Raw genomic sequence first — 26,894 nt, 5'->3', positions numbered from 1 at the left:
GATCACGCCTCCCCTGGGCCTCAATGTCTTTGTTGTGGCGCGCTATACCGGGCAGCCGGTGCATGAGATCTTCGCGGGCATCCTGCCGTTCTTCCTGTGCATGCTGGGCATGGTGCTGCTGCTTGGCCTGATGCCGGAGATCGTCCTTTGGTTACCCAACCAGATGTCAAACTGATCCCGCCGGGCGAACGGGGTCCGGCCCTCCGGGGCCGGGACTGCAAGGAAAGGAAAACGCCATGACCGATACCGCCGCTCCCGCCGCTCCCGCGTCGCAATCCGGGCCTGCACCGGCCTGGCAGCCGCTCGCCGGGGTGCGCGTCGTCGATTTCTCGGCGCTTTTGCCGGGGCCGCTGGCCGGGGCGATCCTTGCCGATCTCGGTGCCGAGGTGATCAAGGTTGAGCCTCTTGCCGGGGAGGGCGTGCGCCACCGCGAGGTGCTGGCGCCAATTCTCCACGCTGCCAACCGGAGCAAGACCAGCCTGGCGATTGACCTGAAACGCGATGGCGCTGCGAAGGTGGTGGAGCAGCTGGCCCGCTGGGGCGACATAGCGCTTGAGAGCTTTCGGCCCGGTGTTGCCGCGCGGCTCGGGATCGACCATGCCAGCCTGTCGGCGGTGAACCCGCAGATCATCAGTTGTTCGGTTTCGGGCTATGGCCAGAACGGCCCGTGGCGCGATGCTCCGGGGCATGACCTGAATTTCCTTGCCGCTGGCGGGGCCTTTGCCTTTTCGGGTCACTGGACGGGCCGTCCACGCCGGTCGGGGCTGCCGGTGGCCGATCTTCTGGGCGCGGGGAACGCTACCATCGCGATCCTTGCCGCGCTCAACGAGTGCCGGAGCACCGGGCGCGGCATGATGCTTGATGTGGCGCTGATGGATGCGGTGCTGTTCGGCGTTTCGATGCGCCACGGGCTTGATGGCGATGGCGGCACCGGAGATTCCCCCTATCCGACGAACGATCTTTTCGCTACCGCCGATGGGCGCGAGATTGCGCTTGGTGTCGGCACCGAAGAGCATCTTTGGCAGAGGTTTCGCACCGTCATGGAGGCTGACATGCCGATGATCCTGGAAGGCCGCTTTGACACTGACGCGGGCCGCCGTGCCCATGGTGACGCGCTGTTCGCCGCGCTGAGTGAAACCTTCCTGCGGCGCGATGCGGCTGACTGGATGGCACGGTTCGAGGCCGCCGGTGTGCCCGCGAACCTGTGCCTCTTTCCCGCCGAGGCAGTGGTGAGCGATCATGTCCGCGCCCGTGGCTTCGTGCGGGACGTGGCGGGGCATCACCTCTCGGCCTTTCCGGCCTCGGCAGATGGGCGCCAGCCTCAGATCCGCGCACCGGCACCGGAGGCCGGGGCGGGCACGCGGGAAATTCTTGCGACGCTTGGGTTCGCGCCTGCGGCGGTCGAGGCGCTGTTGAGGGATGCGGTGGTTGCCGACAGCCAAACGGGGGGTGCGAAGCCATGACCGGGTTGCTGGACGGGATCCATGTGCTTGACCTTACGACCATGGGGACAGGGCCCTATGCGACCCAGATCCTTGCGGAATACGGGGCCGAGATCATCAAGCTGGAAGCGCCAGACGGTGACCCGATCCGCAATGTCGGCCCGGCCCGGCACGCGAAGATGAGTTCGATGTTCCTTGGCCTTGGTGCCGGAAAGCGCAGCCTGGCGCTTGACCTGCGCCGCCCCGAGGCGCGCCCGGCCTTTGAGCAGTTGGTGGCGCGTGCCGATGTGGTGATCCACAACATGCGCGACCCTGCCGCCAAGAAACTGGGGCTCTCCTTCGAGGACCTCCGGAAAATCAATCCGGGCGTTGTGCATTGCGCGATCCTCGGATTTGATCGCGGCGGGCCTTATACCGACCGCCCGGCCTATGACGATCTGATTCAGGGCCTTGTGGCGCTGCCCGACCTGATGCATCGTTCGGGCGGCGAAACGCAGTATGTGCCGCTGGCAATGGCCGACCGGATTACCGGGCTTTTTGCGGCCGAAGCGGTGCTGGCGGCGGTGGTGGCGCGGCTGCGCAGCGGCAAAGCCCAAAGCGTTGTCGTTCCCATGTTCGAGGCGCTGGCGGGGTTCGTGCTGGGCGATCACCTTTATGGGCGCAGTTTCGTGCCGCCCGAGGGCGAGATGGGCTATCCCCGCCATCTCAACCCGTATCGGCGGCCGTTCCGAACCTCCGACGGGTATATCGGCGTGCTGCCCTACACCGACCGCCAGTGGCAATCGCTGTTTCGGACCATCGGCGTGCCGGAACTGGGCGAGGATCCGCGCTTTGCCGAGCTTTATGAGCGCAGCGCGAACATCGCCGCGCTCTACGAGATCGTCGGTAAACACCTTATCGCCCGCACCACCGCCGAATGGCTGGCCGCGTTCGAGGCGGCGGATATTCCGGCGATGCGCACCAACACCCTGGAAACGCTCATCGACGACCCGCAACTCAAGGCGGTCGGCCTGATCCGCGAGGAAGAGCACCCGTCCGAGGGCCGCATTCTGCGTGTGCGCGGCGCCGTGCACTGGGAGGGCGAGGACGACACCGCGCCACCGCCTCTGGCCCCGCGCCTTGGTGAGCACGGGGTCGAGGTGCTGCGCGATGCGGGCGTCGGCGAGGCGGAGATTGCCGATCTCGTCCGGGCCGGGGTTCTGCGCCTGCCCGCCGAGGCCGGGCCGCAAACAAGCCAGGAAAACGCGCAAGGAGGGCAACGATCATGACCACGGAACCGAACCAGGCCAGCGATGGCTTTGTATGGCATCCGCCGAAAGAGCTTTGCGAAAAAAGCAACCTGCGCGCGTTTCTCGATGAACACGGGCTGGCTGATTACAACGCGCTGCTTGAGCGTGCCGACGATGATCCGGCGTGGTTCTGGAACACGGTCGCCCAGCGGCTGCACTTCTTCCGGCCCTACGAGCAGGTGCTCGACACCGCACGCGGGGTGCCCTTCACGCGGTGGTGCGTGGGCGGTACCACAAATGTGGTTGCCAGTTGCGTGGAGCGGCACCGCGACACGCCGGTATGGGAAAAGGAGGCGCTGGTCTGGGAAGGCGAGGGGGGCGAGGTGCGACGGATCACCTACCGCGACCTCTCCGCCCGTATCGATGCGCTGGCCGCCGGATTGCGCCGCGAGGGCTGCGGGCGGGGCGATGTGGTGGGGCTGTTCCTTCCCAACATCTCCGAGGCGATCGTCGCCTTCTTCGCCGTGGCCAAGATCGGTGCCATCGCACTGCCGATGTTCTCGGGCTTTGGGGCCGGCGCGCTGATCGACCGGCTGGGCAATGCCGGTGCGCGTTTCGTCATCACCGCCGACGGAACCTGGCGCCGCGGGGCGGTGGTTGCGCTGAAGGCGACCCTGGATGAGGCGGCTTCCGCGTTGCCGGACCTCGCGCGGGTCATCGTGGTGCGCCACGCGGGCACGCCGGTCACGATGCAGGCGCCGCGTGATCTTTGGCTTGACGAGATGGCGGTGCTGCCCGAGGGGCCGGTCGAAACCGAGGAGATGGACGCCGAGGATCCACTGATGCTCATGTACACCTCGGGCACCACCGGCAAGCCCAAGGGTACGGTGCACAGCCATTGCGGCTTTGCTGCCAAACTGGCGCTGGACCTCGGCCTGATCATGGATGTCCAATCCTCTGACCGGCTGCTGTGGCTCAGTGACATGGGTTGGCTGGTGGGGCCGCTTCTGGCGGTTGGCACAACCTTGCACGGCGCCACCATGCTGATCGCCGAAGGCGGACCCGATTACCCCGACCCCGGACGCATGTGGCGGCTGATCGACGAGCATTCGATCAGCTTCCTCGGCCTCGCGCCCAGCATGTCGCGCGGATTCATCCGCAGCGGCGGTGGTGGGGTCGAGACCTACGATCTCGGCTCGCTGCGCGTTTGTGCTTCCACGGGCGAGCCATGGACGACGGATGCCTGGTGGTGGACCTTCGAAAAGGTCTGCCGCAAGCGGGTGCCGATCCTGAACTATTCCGGCGGGACCGAGGTTGGCGGCGGAATCCTGTCGGGCAACGTGCTGACGCCGATGAAGCCCGGCGCTTTCAGCGGCCCGATCCCCGGAATGGGGGCTGATATCGTGGATACCGAGGGAAACCCGGTGCCGATGGGCGAAACCGGCGAATTGGTTCTTCGCAAGCCGTCGATAGGCCTCACCCGCAGCCTGTGGAACGACGACGCGCGCTATCTTGAGGCCTACTGGACCGAGATACCCGGCGTCTGGCATCAGGGTGATCGCGCCCGGATGGATGCCGATGGGGCTTGGTACATCATCGGTCGCTCGGACGACACGCTGAAAATTGCGGGCAAGCGCACCGGCCCTTCCGAAATCGAGGGTCTGCTGAGCGCGACCGGAAAGGTGGCCGAAGCGGCGGCCATCGGCCTGCCCGATCCGGTCAAGGGGCAGGCGGTTGGCTGCCTCGTCGTGCTGGTTGATGGGCAAACCTGGAGCCCGGATTTGGGGGCGGAGCTTGAAGCGGCGGTTGTGGCCGGGCTGGGCGTGCCGTTCCGACCGCGCTTCATCCTTGCCGTCTCGGACCTGCCCAAGACGCGCAACATGAAAGTCATGCGCCGCGTGGTCCGCGCCGCAGTCCTGGATCAACCTGCAGGGGACCTGTCGTCGCTCGTCAATCCCGAAGTTGTTGAAGAGGTGCGCGCCAGCGCCCGGACTGTTCAGGACCGCCGCAGCAACGAAAACGGAGGGACAGGATGACCGTCGAGACCAGGGCGGCCACAGCCGCGGATGAGGATCCGGGGGTGCCTTCCAAACGCTTCGACGCGCTTCAGGGCGTCACCGTTCTTGACATGTCGAAGGTCCTGGCCGGCCCGGTCTGCGCGCAATACCTCGGCGATCTGGGGGCCGAGGTCATCAAGGTCGAGCCGGTGGGGGTGGGTGATGACACCCGAACCTGGCCGCCCTTCGTCGCCGGCGAAGGTGCGGTCTTCCTCAGCGCCAACAAGAACAAGCGCAGCATCGCACTGGACCTCAAGCGACCCGAAGGGCAGGCCGTGTTGCGGCGGATGGTGGCGCAGAGCGATGTGGTGATCGAAAGCTACCGCACCGGGGTCGCAGCGCGGCTGGGGATCGACTATGAGACGCTGCGCGAACTGCGGCCAGACCTGATCCACGCAAGCATCTCGGGCTTTGGCCGCAGCGGGCCGCTGGCCGACCGACCGGGCTATGACATGATGGTGCAGGCGTTCAGCGGGATCATGAGCATTACCGGGGAAAAGGGCGGATCGCCGGTGCGCATTCCGATCTCGCCGCTCGACCAGACAACCGGCATTCACACCGCGCTGGGCATCGTCGCGGCGCTGCGCCGGCGCGATCTGACCGGCGAGGGCGCAGCGCTGGAAACCTCGCTCTACGAGACCGCGCTCGGGTTCATGGGCTATATCGCGCAGACCTACTGGGCCACCGGCGAGGAGCCTCAACCGGCGGGATCGGGCCATGGATCGCTTTGCCCTTATCAGGCCTTCGCCGCGGCCGACGGGCATATCATGATCGCGGTCGGCAGCGACAGGGTCTGGCAGGTTTTTGCCCCGGCCGTCGGACTTGAGGCGGTGCGCGACGATCCGCGGTTTGCGACCAATCAGGCGCGGGTCGCGCATTTCGGCGAGACGGTCGACATGGTCGCCGAGGTGATTGCGCAGCACGGCGTGGCCGAATGGTGCGATATCCTGCTTGCGGCGGGTGTGCCGCATTCGCCGATCAACACCGTCGGCGCGAGCCTCGATCAGCCGCAGGCCCGCGAGCGCGGAATGGTGACACATCTTCCCCATTCGACGGCGGGCGAGATTCCGTCGATCGCGATCCCCATCCAGTTTGCCGGATTTGACCGCTCGCCCCGCTCGGCGGCCCCCACATTGGGCGAACACGGCGCCGAGATCCTGCGCCGGTTCCAGCTGGAGGACGCTGAGGTGTCGGCGCTTGTGGCCGCCGGAATTGTGGGCGTTGGCCGGGCGGAGGCGGAAGATTAACTCGGCCCCCGTTGGCGGGCTTGGGGCGCGGCGGCGCAGAACCAGCGGCCTGCCCGGAATTGCGGCTCGGGCGGAGATTTCGCGCTCTGCGGTATTGGTCGGCGGGGCGTATTTGCACCATGATCGCCTTGCCCTGCTGGCGGTCGCGCCTTCGGGCCTGTAGAGAACGCCGGGGAATCGCGTCAACCGACGCGCAAGCCATGACCGCCGGCGTCACGAAGGACGTGCCCGCCCAACTTTGAGATACGCGAGGAGGACGACGACGCCATGCCCGAACGCAGCCATCAGCGCCCACGGCCCCTTATTCGCACGCTGAAGATTCTGGAATATGTCGCGATGCAGTCCGAGGCGGTATCGCTGACACGGATGAGCCAGGATCTCGACCTGCCGAAAAGCAGCCTTCTTGGCGTGCTGCGGACGCTGTCCGAACATCATTATCTGGGAAACTCCAGCGGCCGATACGTCCTTGGCCCGTCGGCGCACCGCCTGGCTGCTGTCATCCTGCCGGGCTTTTCGCTGGTGCGGATGGCGCAGCCGATTTTGCGCAAGCTGGCCGACGGCTCGCGCGAGACGGCCCTCCTGTCGGTGATCGAATGGGAGACGAAGAACCTTGTCTATATCGACAAGTGCGAATGCGATCAGGCGGTGCGTTACACGGTCCCGGTGGGCACCACGCGGCCGCTCTATTGCACGGCGGCGGGTCAGGTTTTGCTGGCCTGGCAACCGAGGGCGCGTGTTGAGCAGTATATCGAAACGCTCATGGCCGGTCCCGAGCCGCTTGAACCACCCCTGCGGCCCGAAGACTTTTGGGCCACGCTAGAACGGGTGCGGCGCGAGATGGTGGCGATAACGCAGGGCCATTTCCTGCCGGAAGTGGCCGGAATCGCGGCACCGATCCTCAACCGTGACGGTGAAATCCTGGGTGCCCTTGCGCTCGGCATTCCGATCGAGCGCAGCAAGTCAGGCCTTGCCGAGCTGACCAGGATGACCCGCGACATGGCACAGGAACTTTCAGCCTATTACGGCTATGGCCGCGCCGCGCACGACGCCTGACATCAGAGCCGCTCGCAAGGACGTTCGGCCGCAGCCCCCGGAGGCGGGCGCGGAAATCCGAACCGGCAAGTGGGGGATCACATGACGAAAGAGGCGATCCAGAATGGCAAAGAGAAAGAACCACCTGTCCCGCTGCCCGGCAGTGGTTTGCTTGCAAACCATGAGAAGGGGCGTTCCAGGGGGGCGCTGTCAGAAGGAATCCTGTTGAGGCGGGCAGGGCGGCCTCGTAGCTTCCGGCCATGACGAAACGCGACCCCTTCAAGTACTTCCACAGCAGCCCCGAGACCAACCATTTCAACAGCGATCGCAGCCTCTCCTCACGAGCGATCATCAAGCAGAACCGTGCCGCTGCTCTCGCCGAGTGGCGCGGTCTCTGCGCGGCATAAACGACAGCCTCACTGTCCAAGCTGAGAGGGGTTCGAATCCGTCTGACAGCACCCTCCGCTTTGCAGCCGCAACAAGACCACATGATCAGAGGATGAAATCTTCCGCCACGAGGGTTGAGACATTCCGCAAGCTGATCTCGAAATCCGCAGATCCGTCGCCATCGATGTCGCCAAGCACCCGCAGGTCGTCTCCTTTGGCGACAAGACGCAATTCCCCCCTGTCGCCCGAGAACCGGTCGCCGCCGATGAAGGTAAAGGCCTGGTCGTCGCCGCCAGGTTGCGCGTCGATCTCACGCAAGTCGATCCGGTCGCCCTGACCCGACCTGAAATCAAGGATCCTGTCGGCGTTGCCGACCCGCGATTCGTTGGCAGAGTTGAACTGGAATAGATCGGCACCAACGCCGCCTTTCAGCACATCCTTGTCCTTGCCGCCGTTCAGCACATCATCGCCGCCGTTGCCGATCAACTTGTCCTTGCCATTGCCGCCGAACATCTGGTCATTGTCGCTGCCGCCTTTCAGCAGGTCGTCGCCTTGACCACCGTTCATGACGTCATCACCGCTGTTACCGATCAGCTTGTCGTTGCCGCTGCCGCCGATCAATTCGTCGTGACCACCACCGCCTTTGATCGTGTCCGCGCCGCCGCCGCCATTCAGAACGTCATTGCCGGATTCAGAATATGACCCGGCCCCGCCCAGGATCGTGTCGTCGCCGCCACCGCCGCGGACCACGTCATTTCCCGCGCCGGCATCCACAAAATCATCGCCATTGCCTGCGTCGATAGTGTCGACGGATTGATAGGTGTAGATGCGGTCATCGCCGTTTCCGGTCGTGATATTGTCTCGCGAATTAGAGCCGCTCCCGCCACCTTTGTTGGTCATGACGGTGAAACGTTCGACCCCCGTAAAAGTAACATGTGCGGCACTGCCGAAACTCCCATCGAAATTGCCGGAATAGGTGCCCCCCCCCGACACCAGCATCGTCGTATCGCCTTGAAAAGCCGAATTTCGATAGTCCAGAATCAGGTGATCATTGCCGCGTCCCATGTTGACGGTGTCATTGTCATTGTGCAGCGTGACCGTATCATTGCCGCGAAAGGTAAAGATCGTATCGTCACCGACCGTTGTGCCGGACTCATTGGCAAGGCCGGTCACAATCACATCGTCATTGTTGGTCGCGCGCAGTTTCACGAAATAGTCGATATTGGTAAAGCTGCCGCGACCGGTGAATGTGTTTTTCGCAAGGTTGAAGTTGAGAGCGGCATCGGACCGGTCAAATTCTTTCGCCAGCCCATCCAGGCCGGTTCCTCCGTCGACTCGATCCTTCCCCGTTCCGACATTGATCACATCGTTGCTCTGAAAGGTCGAGACTACGTCATTGCCCGCGCCGGTCGTGATATCGTCTCTCGAATTACTTCCGCTACCGCCGCCGTTGTTGGTTATGACGGTGAAATGTTCGACACCGGCAAAGGTGACGCTCCCTGCACTTGAGAACGACCCTACAAAAGTGCCCGAATAGGGCCCGCTGCCCGATATCTCCATTATCGTGTCGCCCTGAAACGCTGATGCCGAATAATCCAGGATCAGGCGATCGACGCCTGACCCAAGATCGACAGAATCGTCGTCGTTGAACAGTGTGACAGTGTCGTTGCCGCCATAGGTAAAGATCGTATCGTCGCCAGCCGAGGTGCCGGAATCATTGGCAAGACTGGTTACGATCACATCATCACCATTGGTCGTCCGTAAATCGATGAAATAGTCGATATTGGTGAAGCTGCCGCGCCCGGTGAATGTGTTCTCTGAAAGATTGAAGATAATGGCGGCATCCGTCCGGTCGAACACTTTGGCCAGCCCGTCAATTCCTGTTCCGCCGTCGACCTGATCAGTCCCGGTGCCGACATCGATCAGATCTCGGCTGTGATAGGTGAATATGATGTCGTCACCGTCACCTGTGGTGATGTTGTCGACCGAGTTGCTGCCATTGCCACCAGTATTGTCGGTCATGACGGTGAAGTCTTCCACGCCGGTGAAATGCACGGTTCCGTTGTCGCCGCCATTGAAAATAGAGGTCATCGAACCGGAATAGGTGCCAGGGCTGGTTTCGCTGGTCGTCATCGTCGTGTTGCCAACGAAGCTTGGGCCGCGATAGTCAATGATAAGGTGGCTGCGCCCCGGCCCCATGTCGATGGTGTAAATGCCGTGCAGGAGGGTAACGGTGTCGTCGGCCGCAGCGGCCGCTACGGGCTCAGGTCCGGCAGCTCCGCCGACGCCGTGTCCTGATCGGACCGCAAAGAGGTCCTCGAAATCGGAGTGGATAGAATTTCCTTCCATTTGTCGCCCTCGTATATCGACGTGCGAAAGCCCGCGCACGGCCCAATGAAAATTGAAACATTGTCCAGCTTACCGGGAACTATGTCTCTATCGACGTCCTTCGTGCGTAGCACATTCCCCGTGTTTTGTCTCGGTTTTACATGCCACGGCAGGTCCACAACACCTCTGGTGGACAATCGACACGAAAGCGGGGGGCTGGAGTGCTTTGTGACGAAGACGCGACACAAGAGGCGGGCCTGCTGTCCTTTTGGAGGCTGGTTCTCTTCCGTCTGAAAGCACCGGTTCGATGATGCGGTCCCGTGGTGCCCGCGGGACTTAGACCCGCGCTTCGCGGTCGCGTTCCAATTGCTTGCGCTCACTCTGCCCCGTTCAAGCCCATCGCCTTGACACCACCAGCCCCCGCAATCCGTGCTGAAAGGCCGCACGCCCATCGACGCGCTCAAGGACTGGAACCGCCAGAAGCCCGCACTCTTCAAGAAACGGCGGTATAATCACACGGGAGGTGACAGGTAGGAACCTGATCTGCGGATCCCATCAGGGCCAGCGACTAAAGCTGCGCAAACAAGCCGGACACAAGACCGCTTCTGAAAAGGTACGCAAACCACATTTGACCCTTGCTATGCGGGAGCCATCCACACAAGCCTTTGCGCAACAAGGCTATTCAGATTTCCTCTCCAAACACTCCTATGCAGTGAATGTATGCCCATTTGATCCAATCGTTCTAGCAAGGACAAGGGCCGTCAAGAGAGTGAACTCGACATTCTAAGCATCACGCTTTCAGTTAATCTGCATGCCAATGAATGAATTTGGAAATTTCCAATCAGTTCATCCCGTGAGGTCAGAGGCCGACCGGATCATTGCTGAAGGCCGAGACGTGGGCTCCGGGACTGCAGGGTTGCGCGGGCGGTCGGACGCGGCTAATGGTAAATCGATGGCCACTGGCGGTTTTCGCCTAACAGGGTTTTTCACGGCTATTGGCACGCGTACAGGTCGTATGAAATTTCTTTCGATTCGTTTTTTGGTGGGGGGGCTTGCGGTTCTGACGGTCCTGGTGACGGCTGGCGCTGCCTATGCGGTGCTGTCGGCCTGTGGGTTGCGGTTGCCCTTGATCGGCGCGGTTTCGGTCTGTGAGAGTGAGGCAGAACTGGCCACCCGGGACGCGCTGGAGGAGACGCTGGACGAGGGCGATGCGCTGGCCCGGCGAGTTGCCTATCTGGAACGCGAACTGGCGGCTTTGCAATGCCGCGCCGATCCTCCGCCGCCCCCTCCGCCGCCCCCTCCGCCGCCCGACCCCGAACCCGAAACCGAAAGCGGGCTGGACCCCGATGCCTTCGACCGGGGCGACATCGCGGTAATGGAGGGCTGCTGGCAGCTCGACTCGAATTACTCGGTGACGGATATCCGAACCAGGAAAGTGACCCATTTTCGCGACTGGCGGCTTTGCTTCGACGCGAACGGGCAGGGGCGCGAGACTATGCGCTCGACTAACGGGGTGCGTTGCGAGGGGCCGATCTCGGGGCAGCTCGAGGACGGGCGGCTGGTGATGGCCGAACCGGGCAACCTGCAATGCGACGACAACAGCTATATCCACCGGCGCGAAATCACCTGCCGGCTGGATGCGCAGGGCCGCGCCCAGTGCGAGAGCTATCAGCCGCAAACCAACGGGCGCGGGCCGGCCACGCTGCGCCGCGAGGAGAGGTAAGCAATGGGCGACGTGTTCCTGACCAAGACACGGGTGGAACCCGGCGATTTCGTCGAGGCCGACGGGCAACGGGTGCTGGAGCGGTTTGGCGAGTTGCGCGCCCTTCTTGTCGAGCGGGCCGGACCGGAGGCCGCGGCGCTCTTTGCCGAGCCGCTGGTCAGTCGGGGCAATGACGAGGCCGCGCCGACCGTCTCCTGGTACGGCGAGGGCAGCGGCGAGGCGCGCCCTCTGGCGGCGCTGGAGCCCGCCGCGCGCGACCGGGCCGAGGCCTGGCTGGCCGACCATCTGCGTCCCTTGCGCGCGCTGGCCGAGGATCCGGCGCATGGCGAACTGGTTCTGGGCGCGCTGAGCGTGCAGGGCGCGGGCGACGTGATGGTCGTGGACGACCATCCGGTGATCGTGAACTGGGGGCTGCTGCCGGGGGGCGCGGGCGCCCACGCGGGCCAGCGGCCCGAGCATTACGCGGCGACGCTGGGCAAGTATCTGCCACTGGGCGCGGCGGCGGTATCGGCCGGGGCTTCGGAGACTGCAGCGGCTTCGGCCCCCAAACTTCCGCCGGGAATGCCGCCGGTGGCCGATACCGCGCAGGGCGGGGGCGGTCCGGTGCCACCCGCGCCGTCCGCGACCAGGCCGGGGACGGTCCGTGCGGTGCCGCCCATCGCCTGGGTGCCTCTGGTCGTGCTCCTGCTATTGGCCGGTCTGGCTCTGCTCTGGATCCTCTGGCCCGGCAACCGCCTGTTCCCGGCCTACCGCGCGCCGGTTGCGATCACGGATGCCGACCGGCTGGATGCGGCGCGCGCGCTCAACGACAGCCTGCGCGAGCGGCGGGCGGCGTTGCAGGCCGCGCTCGAGGGGGCCGTATGCCGCCCCGACGGGGTACTGGTGCTGCCGGATGGGCGCACGCCCGAGGGGCTGTTGCCGCCCGCGCCCGGCGCCGCGCCAGAGGATGAGGCGCGCGCCGCGCCCGATGCGATGCTGCCCAACGCGCCCGACCGGGTGCTGGCGCCCGCACCGGAGGCTGGCGCCCCGCGCGGCACGCTGCTGGAACTGATCGAGGCGCGCACGGTGCTGGTGTTGGCGCCCAATTCCGGCAAACTGGGCGTTGGATCGGGCTTTTTTGTCGGCCCGGGGCTGATCGTGACCAACCATCATGTGATCGACGGAGGCGACAGCATCCTCGTCACCGGTCCCGGCATGGACGCCCCGCAGCGCGCCCGCGTGGTCAAGAGGGCCGGGCCGCTGGATCGGGCGGGGGCGGATTTCGCGCTTCTGGAAATCGAGGATCCCGGCGTGGTCCCCTTCGATATGTATCTGGGTGATGCCTCGCTGAAGCTGACCAACGTGATCGCGGCGGGCTATCCGGGCGATGTGTTGCAGACCGATGCCGCCTTTGCCCGCCTGCAGGCAGGCGACCTGGAGGCTGTGCCGGGGCTGACCGTCACGGACGGGGTGGTGAATACAGAGCAGCGCATGGGGTCGGTTACCAATGTGCTGATGCATTCCGCGCCGCTCTCCAGCGGCAATTCGGGCGGGCCGCTGGTGGACATGTGTGGCCGGGTGGTCGGCGTGAACACCTTCGTGCGGCAGGGCCGGATGCAGAACCGCGGCTTTGCGCTGGCAACCGGCGATCTGCTGGCCTTCCTTGAGGGCACGGGCGCGCGACCCGCGGTGGTCAGCGCGCCCTGCGCCCCGGTGGTGGCCCGTGCCGCCGCGCTGGCGGTCGAGATCCCGGCCGACACGCCCCCGGCGCAAGAGTGAGCGGTCGCGCGTGATGATCGATGCCCTGATCGCCACCACCTCGACGCATGGGTTGCAGCCGCTGGGCAGCGCCGCGCAACGCTCCTATGAGCTTGTGAGTGGCGCCTTGCGCGACCGGTTTGGGCCGGAGCACGCCGCGCTTCTGGCCGAGCCGGTGGCGGCGCGGCATGGCGACAGCATCGACTGGTACGCGCCGGGACCGGGCACGCCGGTGGCACTTGCTGACCTGACCGAGGAAGAACAGGTGGCCCTGCGCGAAAGGCTGGCGGCGCTGGTCTCGGAGATCGACGCCGAGGCCGTGCGGCTGACGCAGAGCGAAGCGCCCGAGGACCAGCGCCTGGGCGAGGCGCTGGCCCATGCGGTGGAACTGCCGGGTGAGGAGATGATCCACGCCCTGCGCGACGCGGACGGCACGCTGCACCCGGTGCTGGTGCATTGGGGCTGGGTGCGCGACGAGCAGCGCGTGGTGCGCGGCGTGCTCACCGGCATGGTGCCGCGCCGGACCGCCCCGTCCCCGGCCGCCGGTGGGCCCGGGGCGCTGGCTGCTGCGGGGTCCGTGGCGGCGACGCATGTCTCGGATGGGAATGCAGGTCGCGCGGTGCGGGTCTGGCCGTGGTGGCTGCTGATCTTGCTGGGCTGGCTGGCGTTGGCCGTGGCGCTGGCCTGGATCGTGGCGCTTTTGATCGCGCCCTGCGGGCTGAGCCAGGGGCGGCTGATCTTCTGCCCCGCCCCCGAGCCGGAGATCGCCCCGGAGACGACAGAGGCCCGCGTGGTCGAGGACGAGATCGCCCGGCTGGAGCGGGAACTGGCGCTCTTGGCGCGCAGCTGCCAGCCGACCGTGCCGCTGTCATTGCCGGAGGACATATCGCCCGCGCCGCAGGACGACGCCGAGGCCGCCCGCGCCGATGCCGGTCGCCGCGTCGAGGCGCGCGGCGCATTGCGGGGCGATCTGAACTTCACCCTGGAATGGGGCACGTTGGACGATCTGGACCTCTACGTCACCTGCCCCTCGGGCGAGATGGTGTACTACGGGCGACGGAGTGCCTGCAACGGGGAATACGACCTGGACGCGAATGTCAGACGCTCGACAGCGATCCCGGACCCGGTCGAGAACATCGTGTTCGACGGGCCCGCGCCGGGCCCCTACAAGGTGCTCGTCCGCCTGGTCGGCGCGCACGTCGGCGCCGCGCCGCGGGCTTTTGCGCTTCACGTCTTGCGCAAGACAGGCCAATCGCAGACCTTCACCGGAGAGCTTAGCGCCACGGCCCGCGATTGGCGCCGAACCATCGTGATCACGGAGTAGCCCGTATGAATGCCTCGCAACATCTGGCGCAACTTGTGGACTGGCGCGACGAGGTCACGCTGGTGCCCTACTCGGGCACCCAGATGCTGGATTTCGGATTCAACCTTGATGAGGTGGAACTGAAGAGCGCGCGCTTCATCGAGCGGCTGACCGGCGGCGACGCGGCGGCCGAGGAATGGATGCTGCTGCCGCTGACCGGCGATGCCGAGCTGGACGAGCAGATCGAGGCGGGCGCCCGTCCCGACGACGACGCCTATTCGGTGCGCTCGATGGCCGCGCTGGAGCCGTTCCTGTCGAAATGGGTGCCGGTGCCGGTCCTGCGCGTCAAGGCTGATCGCGGCCCTGGCGGCGAAGAGCGGTTCGATCCCGGCCCGACCGCCTGGGCGCGGATGCGCACGGTCGAGCTGGACCGCCCCGACCCGGTGACGGGGCACACGCACCGGGTTCAACTGGCGCTGGACACAACGCTGATGGCGCGCGCGCAGCCGCATCAATACCTGGCCCCCGACCGCGCCGATGCCGAGAAGGCGCGCGATTTCCGACTGGTCTCGGACCCGGCGCGGATGGACTGGTTCCTGCGACGGCTGGACGAGGATTCCGACGGCACACTGCTGGACATGCAGAAATGGGTCTCGGAATGGCTGGACGATCTGTTCATGGCGCAGAAGCGTGCCGAGCGCCCGGGGCGGCGCATCACCCATGAGGCGCTGCCGCATCGGTTCGAGCACTGGGCGCGCTATCTGGCCTATCTGCGGCTGATCGACCACGCGGTCTCGGTGCCGCGTTTGCGCTTTGCCAACACGGTCAGCGCCCGCGAAGGGTGTACGCCGGTGGACGTTGAGCTTGTGCTGGACGTGGGCAATTCGCGCACCTGCGGCATCCTGATCGAACGCTTCCCGGGCGAGGCGCGGATGGATCTGGCGCGGTCCTTTCCGCTGGAGGTGCGGGATCTCTCGCGCCCCGAGTTCCATTATTCCGGTCTGTTCGAAAGCCGGGTGGAGTTCTCGGAGCATCGCATGGGCGACGAGCGCTATGCCAGCCGCTCGGGGCGGCGCAACGCCTTTCTCTGGCCCAGTTTCGTGCGCATCGGCCCCGAGGCGCTGCGGCTGGTCGCCCGCGAGGAGGGGACCGAGACCGCCTCGGGGCTGTCCAGCCCGAAACGTTATCTCTGGGATGATGCGCCGCGCCAACAGGACTGGCGGTTCCATCACCACAGCGACCCCAACAACCTGCCAAGGTCGCTACGCGCCGCGATGCGCTATCTCAACGAGGCGGGCGACGTGCTGGAACAGGTCGCCGCGGACGAAGCCGCGCGGCTTCGTCCGCGCGGCAAATCGCCCGCAGCCCCGGCGATCCGGCCGCGCTTCTCGCGGGCCTCGCTGTTCGGTTTCATGCTGGCCGAGATCATCGCCCATGCGCTGATCCAGGTGAACGCGCCGGGGGGACGCGCACGGCGGGCGCAGTCAGAACTGCCCCGGCGGCTGGACCGGATCATCCTGACCCTGCCCACCGCCACCACCGCGCAGGAACAGGCCATCATCCGCTCAAAGGCGCAGGGCGCGCTGCAACTGGTCTGGGCGCAGATGGGCTTGCAGGAGGGTGACGGCCCGCTCGGGCGGATGCCCGAGCTGGTCGTCGAATGGGACGAGGCCAGCGCCACGCAGCTGGTCTGGCTCTATTCCGAGCTGACGCAGAAATTCGAGGGACGCATCGACCGGTTCCTGTCGCTCAAGGGACAGCCGCGCGTCATGGAGGCGGGGCAGGCGCCCACGCCGTCGATGCGGCTGGCCTGCATAGACATCGGCGGCGGCACCACCGACCTGATGGTGACGACGTACTGGGGCGAGGCGGGGCGCGTGCTGCATCCGCGCCAGACCTTCCGCGAGGGGTTCCGCTTGGCCGGTGACGACCTGCTGCAACGGATCATCGCCTCGGTGATCCTGCCGGGTCTACGCGGCGCCATCGAGCAGGCCGGCGGACGTTTTGTCGAGGAAAAACTGCGCGAGCTTTTCGCGGGCGACATCAGCGGGCTGGACCAGCAAAGCGTGCAGAAACGCCAGCAATTCGCGCTGCGGGTCCTGATGCCGCTGGCGGTGGCTATCCTCAAGGCCAGCGAAAGTTCCGAGGAGTTTGACACTGTGACCGTCGCGGCGGCCGATGTGCTGCCCTTTGCCGAGGCCGAGACCGCCGCGCCCGTGGCCGAGACCGCCGCGCCCGGCATCGGCGGCGAGACCGAGGAGCAGCCCCTGCCGCAGACGCTGCTGGACTATGTCGAGGGGCCGGCGCGGGCGCTTGGCGCCGAGCGGTTCCGCTTGGCCGACATGCATCTGGGCGTCAGCCGCGAGGATGTGGACGCCATTGCCCGCGAGGTGTTCCAGAAGGTGCTGGGCAACCTGTCGGAAATGATCGCGCATCTGGGCGTGGACGTGGTGCTTCTGACCGGGCGGCCCTCGCGCCTGCCGGCGGTTCGTGCGATCCTGCAGGAGATGTTGGCGGTGCCGCCGCACCGGTTGGTGTCGATGCATGCCTACAGAACCGGCACGTGGTATCCGTTCCGCGATCCCGTGACCCAGCGCATTGGCGATCCGAAATCCACCGTCGCCGTGGGCGGGATGCTGATCGCCCTGGCGGAGAGCAGGATTCCCAATTTCAAGGTCACGACCCGAGCCTTCCGCATGCAGTCCACCGCGCGCTTCATCGGCGAGATGGACAGTTCGGGCCAGATTATGTCCGACCGGTTGCTGTTCTCTGACCTGGATCTCGACGCGCGCAAGTCCGAGGCTGACATGGTGGCCGAGATGACCATGTATGCGCCGGTGCACCTAGGCTCGCGGCAACTTCCGCTGGAGCGCTGGACCACGACGCCGCTCTACCTGCTGGACTTCGCCAGTTCCTCGGCCGAGGCGCGCGCGCCGCTGCATGTCACCTTCGAGCGCACCGAGTTCGACGAGGACCCCGAGCGCGAGACCTCGGAAACCGCGCTGCGTCGCGAAGCCATGCGCGAGGCGATCTCGGTGATCGAGCTGGAGGACCGCGATCGCGACGCGATGAAGCCCTCGGAAGTTGTGCTGCGGCTGCACACGCTGGGCTTTGCCGATGCCTACTGGATCGACACCGGCCTGTTTCGGCTGTGACGAGGGAACGAGAGGGGGACGAATGACCGATCAAGCGCAGGAAGACCTCGCCGGGGAATGCGCCCGCGTCGCCGAAGTAAGCGGTAAGGCGCTGGCTTGGGTCGAGGACCCGGCCAATGCCGAACTGGTTGGCGCCGAGACCAAGTCGCTTGTGCATCAGTTGCGCCGGGGACGGCGCCGCGCGGCGCGTCTGGGCCGGTCGGCGAGTAGGCCCATGTCGGTCAGCGTCTTCGGTCCCAGCCAGGCGGGCAAGTCGTTCCTCGTCTCGGTGCTGGCGCGGCCCGCGGACGGTCCGCTGGTGGCCGATTTCGACGCGCCGAACGGCACGCTCGACTATATCCGCGAGATCAACCCCGAGGGCGAGGGCGAGAGCACCGGGCTCGTCACCCGCTTCACCATGGACCGCGGGTCCGTCCCCGACGGTTTTCCGGTGCGGCTCACGCTGCTGTCGGAGGCCGATATCGTCCGCACCCTGGTCAACAGTTTTTTCATGGACGGCGACCGCTCCGAGCCCAGCCCCGAGCCCGGCGAGATCGCCGCCCATATCGACGCCTTCAAGGCGAAATCCGGCCCGGCCCGGCCCGGATTGGAGGCTGATGAGCTGTACGATATCCAGGACTACGTGCAGGGCAGTTTCGGCCGCGAGGCCTATGCCGCCGCGCTCAAACCCTTCTGGGAGGAGGCGGCGCAGATCGCGCCGGGCCTGTCGATCCCCGACCGCGCGGCGTTCTTCGTGCTGCTCTGGGGCGGGCACCAGCCGTTCTCGGACCTCTACATCCGCATGGCGGAGGCGCTGGCGCAACTGGATCACGCCGAGGAGGTGTTCGCGGGGATGGATGCGCTCGTCCCTCGCGAAAATTCGATAATCGACGTGAAGACCCTGTCGGGCGAGGCCGACGGCGCGCCCCTGTCCGTCGCCACCCCCGGCGGAAAGCAGGTGACGCTGCCGCGATCGGTGATCTGTGCGCTGGCCGCCGAGCTGGTAGTGCCGATGCAGACCCAGCCCTCGCCGCTGTTTGCCGAGACCGACCTGCTGGATTTTCCTGGCGCGCGCAACCGGTTCGAACAGACGCTGAAAACGGCCTTTGCCAAGGACGCCGATGCGATCCTGCCCGAGCTGCTGCTGCGCGGGAAGGTGGCCTATCTCTTCGACCGCTACGTGCAGAACCAGGAGATCACCTCGATGCTGCTCTGCGTGCAGGACAGCAACATGGAGACGGTGGACCTGCCTGGGCTGGTGCAGGGCTGGATCGCCGCGACCCACGGGGAAACCCCGGCGCAGCGGACGCAGACGGACACCGCGCTGTTCTGGGTGTTCACCAAGTTCGACAAACACTTGGGCGACAGTGCAGCGGAGGGTGGCGACGACACCCGCTTTGAGCGGCGCATCGGTGCCTCGCTGCTGGAAAAGTTCGGCAAGGGCAGCGATCCCTGGGTGGCCGAATGGACGCCGGGGCGGGCCTTTGACAACTGTTTCTGGCTGCGCAACCCGAATTACTTCGTCGAGGGGCTGATCGAATACGACGCCGCCTGGCGCGAGATCCGCATCCGCTCCGAGAAGGAGGCGCGGCTGGCCGAGCTGCGCGCGGGCTGCCTGTCCGCGCCATCGGTGCAACGCCATTTTGCCGAGCCGGAGGCGGCTTGGGACGCGGCGCTGGCGCTGAACGACGGCGGTGTGAGCTATCTGATGGACCGGCTGGCGCGGGTCTGCAAGCCAGACGCCAAGTTGCGGCAGATCCGGGCACAACTCGACAAGGTGGCTGAGGGGCTGCGCGGGGCGCTGGCGCCGTTTTACGTCTCGGACGATGTGGAGGCGCGCGTCGCCGAGAAGAAGGAGGCCGCGCATCGTGTCATCGACGACCTGGAGGAGGCGCTGACCCGGCACCGCTTCGGCGCGGTGCTCGCCGCGCTGGGCGTCGATCAGGACGAGATCGAGAGCCGCATCGGCCGGGTGCCCTCGTCGGTGCGGATCACCAGCGCGGTGTCGCAAGGCGGCCAGGTGGCCGCGCCCGGCCCCTCGGCCGGTCCCGCGACGCCGGCCCGCCCGCCGCGCCCCGGCTTGCAACGCCCGGGGGGGGGCACGCGCCCCCGCGCCGAGGCAAATGCAGAGCCCGACGCAACCACGCAGACCGTGCCCGAAATCCGCAGCACGACGCTGGAGCGGTTTCAGGCGGATACTGCTGTCGAAATCTGGATCGACGGGCTCAAACGTTTCCGCGACGCCGCCGCACTGCGCCGCGCCTTCGGTGTCAGCGATGCCGCCGCCGCCGACCTCGTGGCCGAACTGATCCACGCCGCTCGTCGCACGGGGTTGGGCGCGCGCACCGCGCAGGCGCTGGACGAGATCAGCTTTGGTGTCGATGTCGAGAAACAGGCGCAGCCCGCCGCGATCCTTTGTGCCGAGAGCATCAACCATTTCGTCATTACCCTCGGCATGGACGCGCTCCCAGAGGCCGAGCGCCCGCAAGTCAATACACCTGACGGTGGCACCCGCGCGATCTTTGCTCCGCGCGCGGTCTCGGACAGCCCCGACAACCTGCCCGAACAGCCTCTCGCCACCGCCGAGGCGTTGTGGACCGATTGGGTCTTCGGGCTGGACGCGCTGTTCGAGGCCAACGCCAAGGACGGGATCGGGGGCGAGATCGACGTCGACCGGAACCTCGCGCTGGGCCGCATCCTGGGCGCGTTGGAGGGGCAGGCGGCATGAGCATTTCGATCCATCCAGACCCCGAGGCGCGCGGGGGGGGCTTTGGCTTCATCGCCGTGCCGGAGGGACAGTTGCCCGAGGGGCCGGTGCCCGTGGCAATCATGGAGACCTATGGCCACCGCTGGCTGGCGCCCAGCGAGGCCGCGGGCGAGGCGATCGGGATCGGCGACGCCAACTGGCAGCAAGAGCGGTTCGATTTCGGCCCCTATCCGCTGCACCGGCATGAGGGCTGCGACTGGGTCCGCGTCGGCCCCGAGATCGTCAACAAGCTGGAGGAATACACGCCGCTGCGCCTGCATGTGGGGCCGGTGGTGCAGGACATTACCTGGCCCGATGACGTGCCTCCGCGCGCCGGCGCGGCGGCGCTGGGCGGGGTGCGTTCGACTGCCGCCGCCGCGCCCGGGCCCGCCCCCACGCCGCTGCGGGCCATTCGAAACGAGGACCCGCCCGCGACGGACGGCGCGCCTCCCGAAGCGCCGAAGCCCGAGGCCGATCCAGCCCCGGAGCTGCCCGAGGTCGATCCCGCACCGACGGGGCGGCGGCGGCTGGTGGTGCTGGCGTTGCTCGCCGCGCTTGTGCTGGCGGGAAGCGTCGCGGCGTTGCTTTGGCTGCCCGAGGAGTCAGATGAGGCCGCCTCCCCGGCCCCCGCCTTCCTGTCGCCCGACGCGCCTGCAAGTCAAGAGGCCTGCACCCGGGCCGCGCTGATGGCCTCCGGCGATTTCGCCGCGCAGGCCGAAGCCGCGCGCGCCTGTGGCGATTCACTGTCGCCCGACACGCTTTTGAGCCTGATAGAGGACGCCGCCGCACGCGAGGATGCCACGGCGCTTCTTCTCTTCGGAATGCTCTACGACGCAGGCTGGCAGGATGCCGCCATTGAGGACCGGATCGGGTTGAGCTTCGGCGACGACCCGGCGCAGGCGGCGGAATACTACGCGCGCGCCGTTGCCGCCGGATCGCCCGCCGCCCCTGACCGGCTGGCGGCGGTTTGTGCCGTGCTGGCGCGGGGCGCGACTACATTGCAGGAGGCCGCACATGACGATTACTGTAACTGAGGCGCTCACCCGGACGCTGGTTGCCGTCCTCGTGGCAGCCGCGCTGGTGGCGCCCGGGCCCGCCAGCGCGCAGGATCGCCCGCTGTTGGTCGAGGGCAAGCAGACCGTGCATCAACGCGTGCTGACCCGGCCCGATGCGCTGCTGTTCGATGAGCAGGGCGGCGAGGCGACCCGGCGCCTGCCTGCCTTTCAGCCCTTCTATGTCTATGGTGCCGAGCCGGGCTGGTACCAGGTCGGCCCCTCGCTCACCTCTGGTCCCACGGGCTGGCTGCGCGCCGGCTCGGCGGTAATGTGGAAGCAGAACATCGTCGCCGCCTTCACCAACCCCGCCGGGCGCAAACGCCAGCTCCTGTTCGAGAGCGAGGACCGGCTGCGATGGCTGATGGAGCACGAGGCGCTACGCGAGATGCAGTCGCAACTGCTGACCCAGGTCGAACAAGACAGCCTGCCGCCCGAGCGCGGCGTCGTGGCGGCTGAGCCTGCCGAATTTGTCGACATCGTGCAGGAGCTTTACCTGATGCCGATCCTGGACTTCACACAGGACCTGCATCCTCTCACCTACGAGGACAACTTGTTGATGAAGCTGGCCTCGGTGCCGCTGCGCGAGGAGGGCGAGGACCGCGCGCCGCAGGAGGACGATTTCGACGTGGGCATTGTGTTCGTTTTCGATACCACGCAGTCGATGGACCCCTACATCGCGCGCACGCAGACGGCGGTGGAGCGTATCGTGCGCGGTATCCAGGGCACCGAGATCGGCGACCGGGTGCATTTCGGCGTGGTGGCCTTCCGGGACAACCCCGAGGGCGCGCCGGGGCTCGACTACCGCACGCGAACGCTGCTGCCGCTGGCCCGTCGCAGCGACAAGACCGCCGTGCTGGCCACCATCCGCGCGGCGACCGAGGTGGCCACGGTCAGCTCGCCCGGTTTCAACGAGGACAGCCTGGCCGGCGTCGAGGACGCGCTGGAGTTGACCGACTGGGACGCGGGCGGGACCGATCCCTTCGACAGTCGGATCGTGATCCTGGTCACCGATGCCGGTCCGAAGGACCCGCGCGATCCCAACGCGCGCTCGCCCATCGGGCCCAAAGAGTTGCAGGCCGCCGCACAGGCCAAGGGCGTGGCCATGATGACCCTCCACCTGCAGACCCGCTCTGGCGGAGAGGCGCAGCACGCCTATGCGCGTCGCCAGTACCAGGACCTCTCGCGGTTTCACGGCGAGACCTATTACTACGGCATCAAAAACGGTGCGCCGGAGGTGTTCGAGGCAAAGGTAAGCGAACTTGTCACGGTGATGACCGATATGATCCGCACCGCTCGCGACGAGGCGCCGGTGCTGCAGCCCGACGACACCGGGGACGAGTTGCAGGCTTTGGGACGCGCCATGCGGCTGGCTTACCTAGGTCGGCTAAAGGGCACGCAGGCCCCCGATGTGATCGAGGGCTGGGTCTCGCAGAAGGCGGTGGAAGACCCGGGCAAATTGGCCTTCGAGCCACGCCTGCTGGTCACCAAGAACGAGTTGGCGACCATGGCTGACCTGCTTTCGGAATATTACGACCTGGGCGAGCAGACGCGCGACGCCGAGGACGCCTCGGCGTTCTTCACGCAGGTGCAGGGGGTGATCGCGCGGATGGCGCAGAACCCCGACCGGCTGGTGGCGACTGAGGCCGACACACTCGGCGGGGCGCTGGAATTTCTCGAGGATCTACCCTATCGCAGCCAGCTTTTGCAGATCGACCGGGCCTATTGGGAAAGCAGCCCGATGAATCGGCGGATGATCCTGGACGGGATGCGCCAGAAGCTGACGCAATACCGCAAGTGGCTGCTGGACCCGGATGTCTGGACACCCTTGCATGACGGCGCGCCGGATGGCGAGCATGTCTTCGCCATGCCCTTCGACGTGCTGCCCTGAGGCAATGGGCGAGGGTTTGCACATCGCCGGCGTGGCGCTGCGGCTGAGCGACGGGGACCGGCGCTTTGCGCTGCTGATCGACGACCTGACCCTTGCGCCCGGTCGCGCCGTGGCGCTGAGCGGAGCCAGCGGGTCGGGAAAGACGCTGCTGCTGGAGATGCTGGGCCTGTTGCGCCCGCCGCCGACCGGGGCGCAAGTCGTCTGGCAGCAGACGGAGGACGAGACCGATCTCGCGGCGCTCTGGGCCGCAGGGGTGCGCAATGCCGCCCTGGCGCGGATGCGGGGGCGTCTGTTCGGTTTTGTCCCGCAATCGGGCGGACTTTTGTCCTTTTTGTCCATCGCCGAGAATGTCGCCCTGACCCAGCGCGCGACCGGACGCAGGGACGCGCGCAGGGTGGCCGCGCTGCTCGACCGGCTGGGCCTGTCCGAGGTGTCGGGTCTGCGCCCGGCCGCGCTGTCGATCGGGCAGCGCCAGCGGGCTGCCATCGCGCGGGCTCTGGCCCATCGCCCGCCTTTCGTCATCGCGGACGAGCCGACCGCCGCGCTTGATCCCGAGACAGCCGACGCCGTGCTGGCGCTGTTTCTCGAAACCGCCCGCGACGAGGGCTGTGGCGTGATCCTGTCCAGCCATGACCGCGACCGCGTCGCGCGCTTCGGCATCGACCGGCTGCACCTGACAACGCGCTCCACGCAGGCGGGCACCGAAAGCCGGTTGGAGGCAGTGGCGCCATGCTGATCCTCGACCTCGCCTGGCGCGACCTGTTGCGCGACCGGTTCTTCCTGCTCTGCAACGTAGCGGTGATGGTGGGCATCCTCGTGCCGCTCCTGCTGCTCTTCGGGGTGAAGAATGGGGTCTATCAGGCGCTGATCGGCGAGATGCTGGCCGATCCTGCGAATCTTCAGATCGACACGGCGGGCAATGGGTCCTTCACCGAGGCCGACCTGGCCGGCCTGCACGACTGGCCCGAGATCGCCTTTCTCACGCCCAAGGTGCGCGGGCAGTTCGACTACATGAACGTCCGCGCGGCGGGCGGGGGGCGGATCGTCACTGCGCTGGTCGTACCCTCGGGGGCGGGGGATCCTACCCTGCCCGAGGGCATCGGACTGGCCGAGGGCGAGGTGGCGGTGAGCGCGCGCCTGGCGCGGCTGCTGGAACTGAGCGAAGGGCAGGCGGTGCAACTGATCAGCCAGGCCGAGGGGCGGCCCCGGCAACTTTTGCTGGTGGCGCACATCGCGGCGGTTCTGGATGACGCGGCTGTGGCCGGCCGGTCGGTTCTGGCGCCCTATCCGCTGCTCGACGTGATCGAGGCGTTCTACGACTCCTACGCGCTGCCCGATTACGGGATCACTGCCGGGCGGGATCTGGCCGAGCGCACCCCGGTCTATGAGGGCGTCCGGGTCTATGCCCACCGGTTGGAGGACGTGGCTCCGCTTCAGGCGCGGATCGAGGCGGCACTGGACATTGCCACGGTGGCCCGCACCCGCGATATCGAGGCGCTTCTGGACCTGGGGCGCAAGCTGAACATGGCGCTGGGCCTGACCGCGGCGCTGGCGGCTCTGGGCCTCGGCGCGGCGCTGGTTCTGGGCTTCTGGAGCGAGGTGGCGCGCAAGCGGGTCGTGCTGGCCGGGATCGCGCTGATCGGGGTGCCGGGCCGCGCGCTGGCGCTGTTTCCCGTGGCGCAGGCGCTGATGACCGCCGTGCTGGGCCTGGCGCTGTCCTTCGCCGCCTACGGGCTGGCCGGGCGCCTGGCGGGTCGACTGTTTGGCGACGGGCTGCCGGGCGAGGCGGCGCTGGCGGTGATCGGGCCGGGGCAGGGCGCGCTGATCTGTGGCGCGGTGCTGGGGCTGGTGCTGCTGGCCTCGGGTGGGGCGGCCTGGGCGGCTCAGCAGCTGGACCCGGCCAGCGTGCTGCGGGAGGGGACATGAGGGGCGGGCGGGCCATCGTTCTGGCCGGGATGGCCGCGCTAGCCCTGTACGCGACCGCGTCGCAGGCCGAGGACGCGTCCGATCCCACGCCTTGGCCGCGCGAACTCTACGACCCAGCCGAGGCGCCCGCCGACCTGGTCCTGCCGATGCCCTGTGGGGCGGCGATGGCGTTCCAGAAGGTCGCCGTGCCGTTGGCGGCCGCCGATCCGCTGGCCGACCGGCGGGTGCGGCTGGGCCAGTCGGGCGAGGCCACGGGCTATGCGGAATACCTGCGTACGGTGTTCCTGCGCGGCGCCTTCACCGGTGAGGACGCCGTCGAGACATATTATTACATCGCGCGCTATGAACTCACCCAGGGCCAGGCGCGCGCGCTGGCCGGAGACTGCGCCGATCCCGGCCGCCGCGCCCGACTGGCGCAGGGCGGATTGGACTGGTTCCGGGCGGTCGCGCTGGCGCGCGATTACACCGGCTGGCTGATTGCCAATGCACCGGAGACGCTGCCGCGCTCGGGCGATGCACCGGCCTTCCTGCGTCTGCCGACCGAGGCCGAGTGGGAATATGCCGCGCGCGGCGGGGCCAAGGTGGATGCCAGTCTGTTCGGCGCGCCGGTCTTCTTCGACGAGGGCACGATGGGTGACTACGCGCTGCACCAGGGCGCGGGATCGGCGGCCGGGCGGCTGGGGCCTGTGGGGTTGCGCGCGCCCAATCCGCTCGGGCTGTTCGACGTCTATGGAAATGCCGAAGAGCTGGTGATCGAACCTTTCCGCCTCAACGCCGTAGGCCGCGTGCATGGGCAGGCGGGTGGGGTCGTCACGCGCGGCGGGTCGGTTTTTTCCACCGCTGACCAGATCTACAGCGCGCAGCGCACCGAATACCCGCCTTTCGACGCCGCCACCGGCGCGCCGCTGTCGGGCACGGGCTTTGGCATGCGGCTGGTCCTGTCGGCGCCGGTGGTGACCTCGGACGCCCGACTGGCCGAGATTCGCGATCGCTGGATCGCGCAGGCCACCGCGCAGCAGGACGCTGAGACCGAAGCCGACCCGGCGGCTCGACTCGCCGGCCTGATCGAGGCAGAGCCCGACCCCTCCCGCGCCCGGGCACTGAGCGAGTTGCAGCTGGAGTTCCGCCGCTCGCGCGACCGGGTACAGACTGCGCTGGCGCAATCGGCGCGGGCCACACTGCTGGCGGGAGCGGTCTTCGTCGAGACCATCCTCGAGAATGCCGACGCGATCCAGGCCAAGCAGGGAAGCATCCGCATGCTGATCTCGCAGCCTGGTCGCAAGAGCGAGATGTTCAACCGGCAGGTGCAGGGCCATCTGAGCCAGCTGGAGGACATGCGGCGCCTGCAGGAGACCTATCTTCTGTCTCTTAGCGCCGCGCTGGAGACCCTAATGGCCGATATTCCCGCCGAGGCGCGAGGCCGCGCCTATGCGGTGCTGAGCGAGGAATTGTCGCTGTCGGGCCAGACGCGGACCGCTGCGATGCTGGCGCGGTTCTGGGACGATCTGGCGGTCTATGCCCAGCGACCCGACATGGACAGCGCGACGCTGTTGGAGGTCGCCCTGAACTGAGGGACGGGACGCACGGAGAGGGCAAATGGCCGCTGCGCGGGGCGAGGTGCGTGGCTGTCGACAGCCCGTTTGGGCGGCATGGACCTTGA

General features: G+C 66.9%; 17 protein-coding genes. 16 read left to right on the top strand and 1 reads right to left on the bottom strand.

What is annotated here, in order from left to right; all coding sequences use genetic code 11:
• The first annotated feature begins 1 nt into the window (after window position 1).
• From P1U75_RS20620 to P1U75_RS14055, 6 genes are all read left to right on the top strand, one after another.
• A complete protein-coding gene (locus tag P1U75_RS20620) occupies window positions 2-175 on the top strand; it encodes a TRAP transporter large permease subunit (protein WP_366915047.1) in 174 nt (57 codons plus the stop codon).
• 61 nt (window positions 176-236) lie between these two features.
• Window positions 237-1,463, top strand: a complete 1,227-nt coding sequence (locus P1U75_RS14075) for a CoA transferase (RefSeq protein ID WP_300244554.1) — start codon at window positions 237-239, stop codon at window positions 1,461-1,463.
• The gene (locus P1U75_RS14070; RefSeq protein ID WP_300244552.1) at window positions 1,460-2,710 is read left to right on the top strand and encodes a CoA transferase; all 1,251 of its coding nucleotides are present in this window, start codon (window positions 1,460-1,462) and stop codon (window positions 2,708-2,710) included. The genes P1U75_RS14075 and P1U75_RS14070 overlap by 4 nt, the downstream gene beginning before the upstream one ends.
• A complete protein-coding gene (locus P1U75_RS14065) occupies window positions 2,707-4,707 on the top strand; it encodes an AMP-binding protein (RefSeq protein WP_300244548.1) in 2,001 nt (666 codons plus the stop codon). Before P1U75_RS14070 ends, P1U75_RS14065 begins: the two co-directional genes overlap by 4 nt.
• Window positions 4,704-5,975 carry a CoA transferase gene (locus tag P1U75_RS14060; protein WP_300244546.1) on the top strand — a complete coding sequence of 424 codons (1,272 nt, stop codon included), beginning with the start codon at window positions 4,704-4,706 and terminating at the stop codon, window positions 5,973-5,975. Before P1U75_RS14065 ends, P1U75_RS14060 begins: the two co-directional genes overlap by 4 nt.
• Before the next feature lie 267 nt (window positions 5,976-6,242).
• Window positions 6,243-7,028, top strand: coding sequence for an IclR family transcriptional regulator (locus P1U75_RS14055; protein ID WP_300244544.1), 786 nt, complete (start codon window positions 6,243-6,245; stop codon window positions 7,026-7,028).
• 471 nt (window positions 7,029-7,499) lie between these two features.
• On the opposite strand, the gene P1U75_RS14050 is transcribed toward P1U75_RS14055, so the two are convergent.
• Complete coding sequence (locus tag P1U75_RS14050; RefSeq protein ID WP_300244542.1) at window positions 7,500-9,743, bottom strand: calcium-binding protein; 2,244 nt, start codon at window positions 9,741-9,743, stop codon at window positions 7,500-7,502.
• A gap of 1,051 nt (window positions 9,744-10,794) precedes the next feature.
• Here P1U75_RS14050 and P1U75_RS14045 point away from each other — a divergent pair.
• From P1U75_RS14045 to P1U75_RS14000, 10 genes are read left to right on the top strand one after another with little or no spacing between them, the layout of a single operon-like run.
• Window positions 10,795-11,445 carry a hypothetical protein gene (locus P1U75_RS14045; RefSeq protein ID WP_300244539.1) on the top strand — a complete coding sequence of 217 codons (651 nt, stop codon included), beginning with the start codon at window positions 10,795-10,797 and terminating at the stop codon, window positions 11,443-11,445.
• Between the two features lie 3 nt (window positions 11,446-11,448).
• Window positions 11,449-13,203 (top strand): trypsin-like peptidase domain-containing protein, encoded by a 1,755-nt coding sequence (locus P1U75_RS14040; protein WP_300244536.1) that lies wholly within the window; start codon window positions 11,449-11,451, stop codon window positions 13,201-13,203.
• Window positions 13,204-13,213: 10 nt separating this feature from the next.
• A complete protein-coding gene (locus P1U75_RS14035; protein WP_300244534.1) occupies window positions 13,214-14,506 on the top strand; it encodes a hypothetical protein in 1,293 nt (430 codons plus the stop codon).
• 5 nt (window positions 14,507-14,511) lie between these two features.
• Window positions 14,512-17,640, top strand: a complete 3,129-nt coding sequence (locus P1U75_RS14030; RefSeq protein WP_300244532.1) for a virulence factor SrfB — start codon at window positions 14,512-14,514, stop codon at window positions 17,638-17,640.
• Window positions 17,641-17,662: 22 nt separating this feature from the next.
• Window positions 17,663-20,347, top strand: coding sequence for a virulence factor SrfC family protein (locus P1U75_RS14025; protein ID WP_300244529.1), 2,685 nt, complete (start codon window positions 17,663-17,665; stop codon window positions 20,345-20,347).
• A complete protein-coding gene (locus P1U75_RS14020; protein ID WP_300244527.1) occupies window positions 20,344-21,399 on the top strand; it encodes a hypothetical protein in 1,056 nt (351 codons plus the stop codon). The genes P1U75_RS14025 and P1U75_RS14020 overlap by 4 nt, the downstream gene beginning before the upstream one ends.
• Window positions 21,380-23,308, top strand: a complete 1,929-nt coding sequence (locus P1U75_RS14015; RefSeq protein ID WP_300244524.1) for a vWA domain-containing protein — start codon at window positions 21,380-21,382, stop codon at window positions 23,306-23,308. Before P1U75_RS14020 ends, P1U75_RS14015 begins: the two co-directional genes overlap by 20 nt.
• Window positions 23,309-23,312: 4 nt before the next feature.
• Window positions 23,313-24,044, top strand: a complete 732-nt coding sequence (locus tag P1U75_RS14010) for an ATP-binding cassette domain-containing protein (RefSeq protein ID WP_300244521.1) — start codon at window positions 23,313-23,315, stop codon at window positions 24,042-24,044.
• Window positions 24,038-25,234 carry an ABC transporter permease gene (locus P1U75_RS14005; protein ID WP_300244519.1) on the top strand — a complete coding sequence of 399 codons (1,197 nt, stop codon included), beginning with the start codon at window positions 24,038-24,040 and terminating at the stop codon, window positions 25,232-25,234. The genes P1U75_RS14010 and P1U75_RS14005 overlap by 7 nt, the downstream gene beginning before the upstream one ends.
• Window positions 25,231-26,805 (top strand): SUMF1/EgtB/PvdO family nonheme iron enzyme, encoded by a 1,575-nt coding sequence (locus P1U75_RS14000; protein ID WP_300244517.1) that lies wholly within the window; start codon window positions 25,231-25,233, stop codon window positions 26,803-26,805. Before P1U75_RS14005 ends, P1U75_RS14000 begins: the two co-directional genes overlap by 4 nt.
• The last annotated feature ends 89 nt before the right edge of the window (window positions 26,806-26,894 follow it).

Source organism: Antarcticimicrobium sp. (assembly GCF_029212575.1).
Taxonomy (GTDB): Bacteria; Pseudomonadota; Alphaproteobacteria; order Rhodobacterales; family Rhodobacteraceae; genus Antarcticimicrobium.
The sequence above is the reverse complement of the archived record's forward strand: the minus strand, read 5'-3'. Positions and strand labels throughout refer to the sequence as shown.

What these genes read in the sequence shown, in the direction of transcription:
- P1U75_RS14030 (WP_300244532.1), top strand. Translation starts at nt 14,512, where the DNA reads ATGAATGCCTCGCAACATCTGGCGCAACTTGTGGACTGGCGCGACGAG.
- P1U75_RS14025 (WP_300244529.1), top strand. Translation starts at nt 17,663, where the DNA reads ATGACCGATCAAGCGCAGGAAGACCTCGCCGGGGAATGCGCCCGCGTC.
- P1U75_RS14005 (WP_300244519.1), top strand. Translation starts at nt 24,038, where the DNA reads ATGCTGATCCTCGACCTCGCCTGGCGCGACCTGTTGCGCGACCGGTTC.
- P1U75_RS14065 (WP_300244548.1), top strand. Translation starts at nt 2,707, where the DNA reads ATGACCACGGAACCGAACCAGGCCAGCGATGGCTTTGTATGGCATCCG.
- P1U75_RS14000 (WP_300244517.1), top strand. Translation starts at nt 25,231, where the DNA reads ATGAGGGGCGGGCGGGCCATCGTTCTGGCCGGGATGGCCGCGCTAGCC.
- P1U75_RS14040 (WP_300244536.1), top strand. Translation starts at nt 11,449, where the DNA reads ATGGGCGACGTGTTCCTGACCAAGACACGGGTGGAACCCGGCGATTTC.
- P1U75_RS14055 (WP_300244544.1), top strand. Translation starts at nt 6,243, where the DNA reads ATGCCCGAACGCAGCCATCAGCGCCCACGGCCCCTTATTCGCACGCTG.
- P1U75_RS14070 (WP_300244552.1), top strand. Translation starts at nt 1,460, where the DNA reads ATGACCGGGTTGCTGGACGGGATCCATGTGCTTGACCTTACGACCATG.
- P1U75_RS14015 (WP_300244524.1), top strand. Translation starts at nt 21,380, where the DNA reads ATGACGATTACTGTAACTGAGGCGCTCACCCGGACGCTGGTTGCCGTC.
- P1U75_RS14060 (WP_300244546.1), top strand. Translation starts at nt 4,704, where the DNA reads ATGACCGTCGAGACCAGGGCGGCCACAGCCGCGGATGAGGATCCGGGG.
- P1U75_RS14020 (WP_300244527.1), top strand. Translation starts at nt 20,344, where the DNA reads ATGAGCATTTCGATCCATCCAGACCCCGAGGCGCGCGGGGGGGGCTTT.
- P1U75_RS14075 (WP_300244554.1), top strand. Translation starts at nt 237, where the DNA reads ATGACCGATACCGCCGCTCCCGCCGCTCCCGCGTCGCAATCCGGGCCT.
- P1U75_RS14050 (WP_300244542.1), bottom strand. Translation starts at nt 9,743, where the DNA reads ATGGAAGGAAATTCTATCCACTCCGATTTCGAGGACCTCTTTGCGGTC.
- P1U75_RS14010 (WP_300244521.1), top strand. Translation starts at nt 23,313, where the DNA reads ATGGGCGAGGGTTTGCACATCGCCGGCGTGGCGCTGCGGCTGAGCGAC.